The sequence below is a fragment of the Mycobacterium neumannii genome (assembly GCF_048452905.1).
Classification (GTDB): domain Bacteria; phylum Actinomycetota; class Actinomycetes; order Mycobacteriales; family Mycobacteriaceae; genus Mycobacterium; species Mycobacterium neumannii_B.
The window spans coordinates 1-13002 of record NZ_JBCGVF010000001.1 but is presented as its reverse complement, the minus strand read 5'-3'; the positions used below and the strand labels follow the sequence as shown (position 1 = coordinate 13002).

Annotated in this window: 8 protein-coding genes; 7 read left to right on the top strand and 1 reads right to left on the bottom strand. The window is 61.4% G+C overall.

From position 1 onward, the window contains the following. The first annotated feature begins 20 nt into the window (after positions 1 to 20). The 3 genes from AAHH99_RS00040 to AAHH99_RS00030 all read left to right on the top strand — a co-directional run bounded on the left by AAHH99_RS00040 (position 21) and on the right by AAHH99_RS00030 (position 3835). A complete protein-coding gene (locus AAHH99_RS00040; RefSeq protein WP_418766868.1) occupies positions 21 to 1289 on the top strand; it encodes a glycosyltransferase in 1269 nt (422 codons plus the stop codon). 211 nt (positions 1290 to 1500) lie between these two features. Beyond that, positions 1501 to 2316, top strand: a complete 816-nt coding sequence (locus tag AAHH99_RS00035; protein ID WP_418766867.1) for a TylF/MycF family methyltransferase — start codon at positions 1501 to 1503, stop codon at positions 2314 to 2316. Between the two features lie 241 nt (positions 2317 to 2557). Continuing rightward, positions 2558 to 3835 (top strand): acyltransferase family protein, encoded by a 1278-nt coding sequence (locus tag AAHH99_RS00030; protein WP_418766866.1) that lies wholly within the window; start codon positions 2558 to 2560, stop codon positions 3833 to 3835. A 55-nt stretch (positions 3836 to 3890) separates the two neighbouring features. On the opposite strand, the gene AAHH99_RS00025 is transcribed toward AAHH99_RS00030, so the two are convergent. Next, positions 3891 to 4955, bottom strand: a complete 1065-nt coding sequence (locus AAHH99_RS00025; RefSeq protein ID WP_418766865.1) for an NAD-dependent epimerase/dehydratase family protein — start codon at positions 4953 to 4955, stop codon at positions 3891 to 3893. A 406-nt stretch (positions 4956 to 5361) separates the two neighbouring features. Here AAHH99_RS00025 and AAHH99_RS00020 point away from each other — a divergent pair, with 406 nt between their 5' ends. The 4 genes from AAHH99_RS00020 to AAHH99_RS00005 form a co-directional block, all read left to right on the top strand. After that, positions 5362 to 6054, top strand: coding sequence for a CmcI family methyltransferase (locus AAHH99_RS00020; protein WP_418766864.1), 693 nt, complete (start codon positions 5362 to 5364; stop codon positions 6052 to 6054). 30 nt (positions 6055 to 6084) lie between these two features. After that, a complete protein-coding gene (locus tag AAHH99_RS00015) occupies positions 6085 to 7350 on the top strand; it encodes a glycosyltransferase (protein WP_418766863.1) in 1266 nt (421 codons plus the stop codon). A 150-nt stretch (positions 7351 to 7500) separates the two neighbouring features. Next, positions 7501 to 8769 carry a glycosyltransferase gene (locus tag AAHH99_RS00010; RefSeq protein WP_418766862.1) on the top strand — a complete coding sequence of 423 codons (1269 nt, stop codon included), beginning with the start codon at positions 7501 to 7503 and terminating at the stop codon, positions 8767 to 8769. Between the two features lie 1205 nt (positions 8770 to 9974). Further along, the coding region (locus AAHH99_RS00005) for a non-ribosomal peptide synthetase (protein ID WP_418766861.1) at positions 9975 to 13002 on the top strand (3028 nt) is incomplete at its 3' end.

Here is a 13002-nt window from a genome sequence, read left to right as displayed (position 1 = left end):
TGAAGGCTAGGATCGCAGAAATGAAATTTGTGCTGGCGAGCTACGGAACTCGCGGCGATGTCGAGCCTTGCGTCGCTGTCGGACGTGAACTGCTGCGCCGCGGACATGACGTACAGATGGCCGTCCCGCCCGAACTGCTCGCCTTTACGAGGGATGCTGGGCTGCCGGCGGTCGCTTACGGGCCCGAGATGGGTCCGTGGCTGGATGTGAACCGCGCGTTCTGGACCTTTCTCTTCCGCAACTTCTGGAAGGTACCGGCGTTGATCAAGTTGTGGCACGAGCTCTGGGAGCCCGTGACGCAGTGCCGGGTGCAGATGATCGCGACGCTGAAGTCTCTGGCGGACGGGGCCGACCTGTTGCTGACTGGACTGGCTTTCGAAGAGGCCGCTGCCAACGTCGCCGAATACCTCGACCTCCCGCTGGCCACGCTGCATTATTTTCCGATCCGCGCGCATGGCCGGCTGCTGCCCTTTCTGCCTCCGCCGGTGACCCGTTCCGCGATGTCCGTGTTCTGGTGGCTGTCGTGGCTCGTAGCAAAGAAGGCCGAGAATGAGCAGCGTCGTGAATTGGGCTTGCCGAACGCCACGTCCCCCGCCGCACGACGGATCACCCAACGCGGTTCGCTTGAAATCCAGGCTTATGACCCACTTCTGTTTCCCGGTCTTGAAGCCGAATGGGCGAAATGGAATGGCCAACGGCCGTTTGTTGGCGCCCTGGCCATGGAACTACCGACAGCAGACGACGAGGACGCGTTGTCGTGGATCGCGTCCGGAAAGCCTCCGATATTCTTCGGCTTCGGCAGCTTCATGGTCGAATCCCCCACCGAGACGATCACGATGATCGGCGAGGCGTGCGCGCAGTTGGGGGAGCGCGCGCTGGTGGGCGCTGGCTGGACTGATTTCAGCGAGGTTCCCCAATTCGAGCATCTCAAGGTCGTCGGCGCGGTCAACTACGCCGCAATCTTTCCCGCCTGCCGCGCCGTCGTTCATCATGGTGGGGCGGGAACCACCGCTCTGGGCTTGCGTGCGGGCGTGCCCCAGCTGATTCTGTCGACGCTGCCCGACCAGCCGTTCTGGGGAGCTCAGGTCAAACGCCTGAAGGTGGGTACCACCCGGCGTCTCTCGACGACCACCCAGGAAACATTAGTCGCTGACCTGCGTCGAATACTCTCCCCGCAGGTCGTCGCGAAAGCCCGCCACGTCGCCGCCGAGACCACCCAGCCGGCCGACGGTATTGCGACGACTGCTGATCTGGTAGAGAACTTTGCACGCAGCAAGTGCAGCGGTTGATCGGCCGCAGCTGCTATCAACTGCCGCAGTGCGGCCACCGGACGTGCCGATTACATCGAATACGCGCACAGCAAATTCTCAGGCTGCTTATCGCTAGGCCGCCCCGCGCCGAAGTTCGGTGACGTCGGGGCCTCGACCGTGAAAAGTCAACAACCAATCGACGCTGTTGGTTAAGATTCGGGGTCACTCACCTCTCTTAGAAAGGGCTACCTTGACGGCGACCGGCCCAGATGTGCCCGCCCTGTACCTGGATTTGCTACGTCGCAATCTCACCCGATTCGGCATGCACGAGCGCATGCCCGCTGACTGGTCTTTGCGGCGACGGGCCTATCTCAAGGTGATCAACACTCTGCAACCAATGCTCCTGGGCGCTAGCCCACTCGGGCAACGGAAACGTGAGTTGGGCCTGGATTGGCCAGCGAGCGCTGAAACGATGATCGGCATGCAGAGACTTACCAGCCTGCAGGAGTGCGTCGAAACCGTTCTCGCCGAGGAGGTTCCCGGCGACCTGATCGAATGTGGCGTGTGGCGTGGAGGTGCGTGCATCCTGATGCGTGCCGTTCTGGCAGCCCATGGGGACACGTCACGGTGTGTGTGGTTGGCCGACTCGTTCGCGGGGGTGCCTCGCCCGGATCCCGCGACGTACAGCGCCGATAAAGGGCTCATGATGCGGTTCGACCTTTCTGCCCCCATATTGGCCGTCTCGGAGGCGCAGGTCAGAGAGAACTTCGAGCGTTATGGGCTCCTCGACGACCAGGTGCGCTTCCTACCCGGTTGGTTCAAAGACACGCTGCACGACGCCCCTATCGACCAAATTGCCGTACTCAGGATCGACGGTGACCTCTACGAATCCACGATTCAAGCGCTCGAGGCGTTGTACCCGCGGCTCGCTCCGGGGGGCTTCTGCATCATCGATGACTATCTGATCAAGGCCTGTCGCCAGGCTGTCACCGATTACCGCGATGCGCATGGGATCTCCGCCGAAATCGTAGATATCGACGGTAGCGGCGTGTTCTGGCGCAAGTGAGGTGTGCGCCATCCGGTGAGCCGCCCGCTGCCGCACAGGCAAATTCGGTGGGCGTAACTGCGCCGACGTAGGTCCTCAGGCGCACAGTCGTAAGTGGCTCTGGGGCTGTGCATTTGAGGACGGCCCAGTGGTCAGTACTACGACACAATGCTCACGGATAACTACTGCAGACGTGGCGCGCTCGCGTCGCGGACCGACCGGACATCATGTTAGGTTCGCGGTGCGAGGTCGGGGAGGGGCCGTGGAGCAAGGTTCAGATCGCCTTCATGCACTCGATGCAGTCCGCGGATTCGCGCTACTGTGCGGCATAGGGTTACATGCGACGCTGCCCTGGCTCGAGAATCTTCCGGACTGGAACTTCGACCAGGCACCGAGCGCCATAGCCGCCGCGATCTGGTACTTCGTGCACATCTTTCGTATGCCGGTGTTCTTCCTGATCGCCGGCTATTTTGGCCGTCTTCTGACGGAACGGCGAGGCACGCTGGCGTTCATTAGAGACCGCGCCAAGCGAATCACGCTTCCGTTGTGCATCGGCGCCTTGTTGATCCCGGTGTTCACCCTGCTGGCCTACGCGCTTGGCTCCCTCGCCGGCGGGATGAGCGTCGCGGACCTAACGGCGCTTGCAACGGCTCAGCGCGAGAAGGAAACTCACGCTGCGGCAGGCGCAGCTAGGGGCGGTATGAGCCTGGGTCATCTCTGGTTCCTGTACTACCTGCTCATGTTCTATGTCGGAGCTCTGATCGTGCGCGCCGCGGCTCGCGCGGCCTTCCATGGTGGAAAGCCCTTGTGCCACATCGATCGGACTCTGCGCTTTCTCATGCGCACCGGTCTAGCGGCGCCCGCACTGGGTTTGCCGGTCGCCGCGTGGTACGTGTTCAACTGGCCTGAATGGCCATGCTGGACAGGCCTTCCCGCGCCCGTGTCCATCGTTCCAAGTGTTCCGGCGCTGCTCGCCTATGGACTGATCTTCGCCATCGGCTGGTTATTGCACCGCCAGCGGGACCTGGTTCTGCAATTGCGCGAGCGATGGATGCATTACTCGATCGCGGCGATCGCACTGGCCGCCGCTTGTTATTCGATAGCCGGCCCGACCCCGGTCTGGTCGCCCTACCTACACGGGTGGGAGCTGCGTGTCTACGCGGGGGCGTACCTTACGGCCGCCTGGTGCGCGAGCTTTGCACTCATCGGACTGTCGTTGCGATTCCTCGCGCATCCCAGTCCCGTACGTCGTTACGTTGCGGACTCATCGTATTGGCTGTATCTCATGCATATGTCCGCGATCGTCTTCTTCGTGCAGTGCCTGCATCCGCTCGACTGGCACTGGAGCGTGAAATACACGATCACGGTAGCCGCCTCTGTGCCGCTGTTGCTATTGAGCTATCAAGCCTTCGTGCGCTTCACATTCATAGGCGCAATCCTCAACGGCCGCCGGGCTCCCCGGTCAGACGCGCGCGGCAGATTGGGTGACCGCATCAGCGCGGTTCTCAGGATGGGCGGCGGGCGGGGTATCCGCGCCTAGCAAGCCATAATTCACGCGAGACGAGCGTGCAATCGCGGGCGCTGCATTCGATGCGCTACTGAGGACGCCCGCCGATCCACCCCAGCAATGCATGTAACCCCTCCTCAAGCGCCCACTTGGGGGACCAGCCGAGCTCCACCTTGGCCGGCTCGATTGTGCAGCTCGCATGGCGGACGTCACCATCACGGAATTTCGGCACGACAATCGGCTCAGGTGCGTCACAGATTTCGGCGAGCTTGCGGGCCAATTCATGGATGGTGGTCGCGTTTCCCGATCCGATATCTAGAAATCGCGATCCGGGCGGGGGCTTTCCCATCGCCGCGAACATCGCGTCCACTACATCGTCGATGAATACGAAATCGCGCACGATCTGACCGTCTTCGTAAACTTCCATCGCGCGGTGCTCACGCGCCAACTGGGCGAAGAGGGTCACTATCCCGGTATATGGGTTGGTCAGCGATTGCCCGGGCCCATAAAGGTTTTGAAGACGCAGGACACTGATGTTCGCGTCGTGCGACGCGGCCCAGGCCGTCATCATATGTTCCTGAGCCAGCTTCGTCGCGGCATAGATATTGGTTGGCCGAGGCACTGTGTCGTCCGCGCAGCTCGGGAGCGGCAGCGACCGCTCACCGGTGGGCCCGACGGGGTCCCATGCGCCAGCCAGCAGTTGAGCATGGCTGCGAGGTGGCGGATAGAAAACCTCCGTGCCGGATCGCCATGCGCCCTCGCCGTAGACCGCCCGCGACGACGCGAGGATGAAATGGTCCGGCGTCAGTTCCGAGCGACTCAAGGCGTCCAGCATTTGGGCCGTCCCCACCACATTCACTGAGCCGTGCCGCGTCGCCTCCGATAGCGACTGCGCCGTTCCGGTCTCGGCCGCCAAATGCACGATCTGGGAAGGTTGAAACAGACGCAGCACAGCGTCCCAATCGGCGGCATGAGTGACGTCACCGGTGAACAACCGCACGGAAGGCGCAAGTTCGATTGCGTGACGACCGCTGTGTACCTGGGGATGTAGCACGTCCATCACCGCGACGTCGTATCCGGCTTCGACCAGACGCCGGGTAAGCGCGGATCCGATAAAGCCTACCCCGCCGGTGACGAGTACTGATGAAGACAACAGCCAAGCCTCCGGTTCGTCTGCGAAGCGAGCCAGTTACCGGCACGCAATGGTCCAAGCTTCGGGTTACGCCGGGACTATACCCAGCGTATCGGCGTCGTCAGCAAGGACCGAACGTGGAGATTTGTTCGCGGCTCCTCACGCCGTCACACCTCGGCCACAAGCGAGCGTGCGATCGCCGTGGGTACTGCCGGCGATGACGAACAAAGAAGCGATGAAAGAAGTCGCGTAAACTCTTTCGCAGTCCCAGTGGAGAAGCCGGTCCGGTGCTCGCATGCACACCTCACGCCGCGACGCGTGGTGCCGGTCGCGCGGGGGACGCCAACAAGGTAAGTGTTCGAATCGTGGAGTACGTTTGCTGCACGGCACACGTCGCCGGGTGCCATAAGGGGAGGGGACAAGGAAAGTGGGCGTATTCTCAAAGCTCGCCAGTGGGATCGCCAGCACGATCTACCGGCCTGGCGACAACATCGCCGATGAATACCACAAGTGGTACTACGGCACCCTCGGCCAGACCCGCCTCACCTGGATGGGAATGACCTGCTGGAAATCCCCTTCCGATATGTGGAACTACCAGGAAATTCTCTGGGAGTTGAAGCCTTCGCTGGTAGTAGAGTTCGGCACATATCAGGGTGGGTCCGCAGTGTTCTTCGCCCACCTCCTACGTCAAGCCGGCCACCCATTTCGAGTCCTTTCGGTGGACGTCACCCACAAGTACCTGACCGAGGATGCTCGGCGAGATCCCGACGTAACTTTCATGGAGTCCTCGTCGACGGAACCCATTGTGGCCGAGCGTATTCGCGAGCTGCGCGACGAATATCCCGGTCCGGTGTTCGCGATCCTCGACAGTGACCACGAATGTGGCCACGTGTTGGCCGAGATGAAACTTCTGCGTCCGCTGCTCGTGCCGGGCGACTATCTGGTGGTGGAAGACAGTAATGTTAACGGCCACCCTGTGGCGCCCGGTTGGGGTGCGGGACCATTCGAGGCCATCGAAGCCTACGAACGCGAGTACGAAAACGATTACAGACACGACAGTGATCGGGAGAAGAAGTTCGGTTGGACCTTCGCTACCAACGGGTTCCTGATCCGAAATTAGGAACGGCCGGAGTGAAAGGCAATGTCCGGTATGAAATTCGTGCTCGCAAGTTATGGAACCCGCGGCGACATCGAGCCTTCCGCCGTCATCGCCCGGGAGTTGATGCGCCGGGGCCACGAAGTGCTCATGGCCGTTCCCCCGGATCTGGTCGGCTTCACCGAGGCGGCGGGGCTGCCCACGGTCCCGTACGGTCCGAACTTGCAGAAAATGCTGGATGCATACCGTGACTTCTGGACATGCTTCTTTCGCAATCCATGGAGGATCCGCGAACTCGTGAGGTTGTGGCGGGAATCGTGGGCACCTCGGACTCGAAGCTGGGGCGACATGAGCAGAACCCTGACGTCGGTGACGCAGGGTGCCGACCTGTTGTTCACCGGCCTCGTTTTCGAGGAACCCGCTGCGAACGTCGCCGAATACTACGACATCCCGTTGGTCACCCTGCATTACGTACCCGTGCGGATCAACGGCCAGGCTCTGCCCCTTCCGGCTCCGTTGACCCGAACGGCGATGGCAGTGCACGAGTGGCTGTATTGGCGGGTGATCAAGAAGGCCGAAGACGCGCAGCGCGCGGAATTGGGCCTGCCGAAGGCCAAGGCCCCTACGCCACAGCGGATAACCGAACGCGGATCACTCGAAATCCAAGGCTACGACGATGTCTTCTTTCCTGGGCTCGCGAGCGAGTGGGCGAAGTGGGCGAGCCAGCGCCCGTTCGTGGGCGCCTTGACGATGGAACTACCGACCGACGCCGACGAAGAGGTGCTGTCCTGGATTGCCGATGGACCTCCTCCGATCTACTTCGGGTTCGGCAGCATGGCAGTCGATTCTCCTGCCGACACATTGGCGATGATCAGCAGGGTTTGTGCGCAACTGGGGGAGCGTGCGTTGATCTGTGCCGGTTATACCGAATTCGGCGACGTCGCGGTTCATGAGCACGTGAAAGTCGTCGATGCAGTGAATCTCGCAGCGATCTTTCCCGCTTGTCGCGCGGTCGTCCACCACGGTGGTGCGGCCACCACATCCGTTGGCTTGCGCGCCGGAGCACCGACCTTGATCCTCTCCTCAGACCTGAGTCAGTCGCTCTGGGGGGGTCAGGTCAAGAAATTGAAACTCGGTACCGCCCGCCGGTTCTCGGCCGTTACCGAGGAATCGCTGATGAAAGACCTTCGCACGATCCTTGCGCCGGAGTACGCCGCGCGGGCACGCACGATCGCGACTCAGATGACTCCGGCGACCGAAAGCGTCGCGGCGGCTGCCGATCGTATGGAACAGTTCGCCCGCCGCGAGTATGTGCGCTGATCGCTAGCACGTCACTGCCAGGCACGGTGTCCCCAGTTTGTTCGTGATGCGATCGTGGACCGAACGGAGAGAGCGGCACTGTTTGAGCACGGATACTGGTGACCACGTCCTCGCCTGACGCGCGCGGATAATGAAAGGCCAGAATTTTTAATGAAGTTTGTATTGGCAAGTTACGGAAGCCGTGGCGATATCGAGCCCAGCGCCGCGGTTGGTCGCGAGTTGTTGCGCCGAGGACACGAGGTGCGCATGGCTGTCCCACCTGACCTGGTTTCCTTCGTCGAGGAAGCTGGGCTGCCGGCGGTTGCATTCGGTCGCGGAACGGGAGCCTGGCTCGACGTGCACCATAACTTCTGGACACGTTTCTTCCGTAGCGCCTGGAAGGTGCATGAGCTGCGTAAATCGTGGCGCGAAGTATGGGAGCCGGTTGCTGAAATCTGGCAGGACATCGATACGACGCTGACCGCGCTGGCGGATGACGCGGACGTCCTGATCACCGGATTGGTCTTTGAAGAGCCGGCAGCGAACGTTGCTGAGTACTACGGAATCCCGCTGGCCACGGTGCACTACTACCCGGCGCGGGCCAACGGTCAGCTTCTCACGTTGCTGCCGGCGCCCCTCACCCGTTGTGCGACGACCGTATACGAGTGGCTGGGCTGGCGTTGGACGAAGAAATTCGAGGACGTGCAGCGGCGGGAACTCGGCCTGCCGAAGGCGGTGAAGCCCGCGTCTCGCCGGATGGCCCAAAATGGCTCCCTCGAAATCCAGGCTTATGACGAGGCGTGTTTCCCGGGACTGGCCGCCGAATGGGCGAAGTGGGACGGTCAGCGGCCCTTCGTCGGCACGCTGACCATGGAATTGCCAACAGACGCTGACGAGGAGGTCGCGGCGTGGATCGCCGCGGGAACACCGCCTATCTACTTCGGCTTCGGCAGCATACCGGTGCAGTCTCCCGCCGATACGCTTGCGATGATCGCTGACGCGTGTACCCGGCTGGGAGTGCGAGCTCTCGTTGGCGCTGGATGGAGTCACTTCGACGCCGTTCCCGACGCCGATCACATCAAAGTCGTGAACACGGTGAATTTCTCGTCGATCTTCCCGACATGCCGGGCGGTCGTTCACCATGGGGCCGCGGGAACGACGGCAGCGGGCCTAAGGGCCGGCGTTCCGACGCTGGTTCTCTGGACTTGGCCGGATCAGTCGCTGTGGGGAGCGAGGATCAGTCACTTGAAGGTGGGTACCGCGAGGCGATTCTCGGCCACCACCTTGGAGACGCTGGTGGACGACCTGCGCTGCATCCTGGCGCCGGAATACGCCAATCGTGCTCGCGAGATTAGTCGGCAGATGACCAAGCCGGCGGAAAGCGTCGCGGCTGCCGCCGATCTGGTGGAGAACCTCGCCCTTCGAAACCGGGTTCCGTGAACCGCGATCGATGAGGTTCGCTGCTCTTCGTCTGATGTTCGCCCCTCCGGCGGTGACTCACAGAAGCGTGATTCTGTCGCCTACGAATGAACTTTTCCGATGAGCGGATTATTGGACAGCTGGCCGGCTAGTCGCGGCCGAATACCTGTCTCCTACGTCGACGAAAACAACGGACCACAACGTGCTGAATGACGGGGAGGCCAGGTTACGTTTCTGAGCGCAATTCGGAAACTCTGAGAGAACGATGTGATCCTCGCCGACCGGTACCGTTATTTGTCATTTAATTCGTATATCGCGCTCGTTGGCAATACGCAGGACGTCTTACATAGCAGAGAAATCTGGTCTTCGCAACCATCGGAACTGGACACTCGCTGAGTAAATGTCTGTCGGGCGCAGGGCGCAGGGCGTAGCCGAGCCAAAGCCTGCAGGCCATCCCACGCCGAAGAACTAATTTCTCCCGTGGCAGCGTCGCCCGGTCGAAGCCCCATCCTTGGCGGACCCGCTAACTGGATTTCTCGTGGGCGGTCAGGGGTCAATCCCTCCTCGTGGCAGCGGAAACGCTCCGTCCAGCGAACTTGATCATGAAGCCGTTGATATTGATTCGTAGGTGCGAAGCGGATACGACCAGGACGCGTGCGGAAGCGTGGCCAACCCGAATGGGTGTTCGCTCCGCAAATTCTACGAGCGATCGAGGCTGCTTCCGAGGGCGGCGCAACGCCCGGCTCTACCGCTCCACGCGGCGAGGCCGGTGAAAGCATCGCCGCAGCTTATGCCCACAGATGCTCGTAAGTACCCGGCAAGCGCACTCCTTTTCTGTCTGATAAGCTCGCCTATGATGCTGTGACCGCGGCCACAGCATGGAATTTGCCGGAACGTCAAGTCACTCCCCTCGGCCTCGCGTATGGTTTGGAAGGTTCCACTGATTTCAATTAGATTGTCTGGAGAACCGTGAGCATCGATCCGTTCGACGACGACAACGGTAGGTTCCGCGTCTGCGTCAAAGACGACGAGCAACGCCGATCATCGCTGTCGTCGACGTTCCAGGTGGCTGGCCGGTGGTTTACGGGGACGCTGTCTGTGCAACCTTGTGAAACATCGGGCAGGGCTGGATCGATAGGCCGAGGACATACATCGGTAAGCAGAAGGACATACTTCGCAGCGGACTGGGCAGCTCGGGGTTCTGAACAGTAAACGGTGGGGAAGCTATGCAAACTGAAGACCAGTTGCTTCCGCTGACGCGGGGCCAGTTAGACATCTGGTTAGCGGAAGAAATCGGTCACTTCGGAGCGAAGTGGCAGATCGGCATTCTCGTTCATATCGAGGGTGCAATAGACCCCGAATTGCTCAAGCGGTCAATTCACCAAGCGGTGACCGAGGCTGAACCACTCCGTGCCACCTTCGTCGAGGCCGGAGATCAGGTCTTCCAGAAGATCATCGACTATTCGGAGATCGAGCTATCTTTTCACGATCTGGTCGGCTCGGAGAATCCGGCTCAAGCCCTCGATCAAGTGGTGTCATCGATTCAAAGTACTCTGATGCCGCTCAACGGTCCGTTATTCAAATTCGCTCTGGTGCAGACGAAGGTTGATGAGTTTCATCTATTCGTCTGCTGTCACCACATAGTGATAGACGGTCTCGGTCTTGCTCTCGTCTGCCATCGTATCGCTGATGTTTATACTTCGATCGCTTCAGGCTCTCCCGTATCTCCCGCATTCTTCAGTTCGTTGCAGGATTTGATTGAATGCGAATCGGAATACGAAGGATCCGATGAGTACCTTCAAGACCGCTCCTATTGGGCGGCGACCCTGCCCAACGAAAGCGATTCGAGCTACCGGCCGGCGCAATCGGAGGGCACTGGCGAATTGGCCGAGGTCGCCGCGCCGGTCCTGCTTCATCCCTCGGTCGTCGACAACATAGACGTCCTGTCGAAGACGCTAGGCGTGCGTCGGTCCTCGGTGATGACCGCAGCCTGCGCTCTGCTCGTGCACGGCTTCAATCCGAACAGCGCGGATATAGCCATCGATTTTCCGGTGAGCCGGCGTGTGCGACCCGAAGCAAAAACTGTGCCGGGAATGGTATCTGGAATTCTGCCGCTCGCTTTACGTGCTACGGCGCTCTCAACGACTGCTGATTTCTGTACCCACGTTGACACGCGTATGCGAGAGGCGTTGCAACATCAACGTTTTCCAGTGCAGGATCTGAGGAGGGAGTCGGGTGCCCTAAGGCAGGGCAATGCGGGAAATCGAGTGGTAGTGAATATCATTCCCGCGACACATTTGGGGCATTTCGCCGGTGTGCCGGGCTCAGCAACTGTTACTCATGCGGGTCTTGTGGATCAGTTCGGGTTGATTTTCCTTCGGGACGGCGAGCAGCTCTTTCTAAGCACGCAAGGCGCTGGGCACTTGTTCGCGGAGTACCGGGTATCTGACTTAGCGAAACGATTCGAAGATGTTCTGGCGGCGATGGCCGCTGAGCCGCATCGGCTGTTGTCGTCGATTGACCTGTTGGGCACGGGTGAGCACGCTCAGCTGGAGGAATGGGGTAACCGGCCGGTGCTGAGTCGCCCGGCCACGCCCGGCTCATCCATCGTGGAGTTGTTCACCGAGCAGGTGGCACGCGCTCCCCACCACGTGGCGTTGACGTGCGGCGATCGTTCGTGGACCTATCAGGAGCTCGACGAGGCAGCCAATCGGTTGGCGCGGTCACTGGTAAGCCAAGGTGCGGGCCCGGGGCGCTATGTAGCGCTGCTGTTTTCCCGGTCAGCCGAGGCGATCGTGTCGATCCTGGCAGTGCTCAAGTCGGGGGCGGCGTATCTGCCGATAGATCCCGCGCACCCGGATGCGCGAATCGAATTCATGCTCAAGGATGCAGCGCCGGTCGCCGCGCTGACCACCTCTGTCCTGCGGTCGAGGTTGGACGGACGCGGTGTGGCGGTCATCGACGTCGATGATGCACGAGTTGGGGACTTCTCGAGTGCGGCTCTGCCGTCGCCCGCTCCCGACGATGTCGCCTATCTGACTTACACCTCAGGAACCACCGGCGTACCGAAGGCGGTGGTGGTCACACATCGCAATGTGGTCCAACTGCTAGGGCCGTTGCACGACAGTCTGCCCGCGGGCCCCGGCCGCGTCTGGTCCCAGTGGCATTCACTGGTCTTCGACGTTTCGGTGTGGGAGATCTGGGGCGCTCTGTTGCACGGCGGACGGCTCTTGGTGGTGCCCGAAGAGACGGCAGCATCGCCGGAAGAGTTCCATCGTCTATTGGTCGCGGAGAAGGTCGACGTCCTGTGTCAGACGCCGTCCGCGGCAGGGATGTTGTCGCCGGAGCGCTTGGGGTCGTCGGCGTTGGTGGTGGCGGGGGAGGCGTGTCCGCCGGAGTTGGTGGATCGGTGGGCGCGGGGGCGGGTGATGCTCAACGCCTACGGTCCAACCGAAGCAACCATCTACGCCGCAATCAGTGCGCCGTTGGTGGCGGGGTCGGGCGCTCCGATCGGTTCGCCGGTGGACGGTGCGGCGTTGTTCGTCCTTGATGCGTGGTTGCGGCCGGTGCCGGCGGGAGTGGTCGGCGAGTTGTATGTGGCAGGCGCAGGGCTGGCTTCCGGATACTGGAGCCGGTCGGGGTTGACTGGTTCGCGGTTTGTGGCGTGTCCGTTTGGTGGTGTGGGTTCGCGGATGTATCGCACCGGGGATCTGGTGCGGTGGGGTGCTGATGGGCAGTTGCAGTACCTGGGGCGTGCTGATGAGCAGGTCAAGATTCGTGGGTATCGCATCGAGCTCGGCGAGGTGCAGAGTGCGCTTGCCGGCTGCGACGGAGTGGAGCAGGCGGTAGTCATCGCGCGGGAGGACCGTCCGGGTGATAAGCGGTTGGTGGGTTATATCACCGGAACCGCGGATCCGGGTGTGGTGCGTGCGGTGTTGGGGCATCGGTTGCCCGGTTATATGGTGCCGGCGGCGGTGGTGGTGCTTGATGCGTTGCCGTTGACGGTCAACGGCAAGCTTGATGTTCGTGCGTTGCCGGCTCCGGAGTATCGCGATATCGATAGTTATCGGGCGCCGTCGGGGGTGGTTGAGGAGATTTTGGCTGGGGTCTTTGCCCAGGTGCTTGGTGTGGAGCGGGTCGGGGTTGATGATTCGTTCTTCGAGTTGGGTGGGGATTCGCTGTCGGCGATGCGGTTGGTGGCTGCGATCAACACGGGGCTGGATGCGGGTCTGGGTGTGCGGGCGGTGTTCGAGG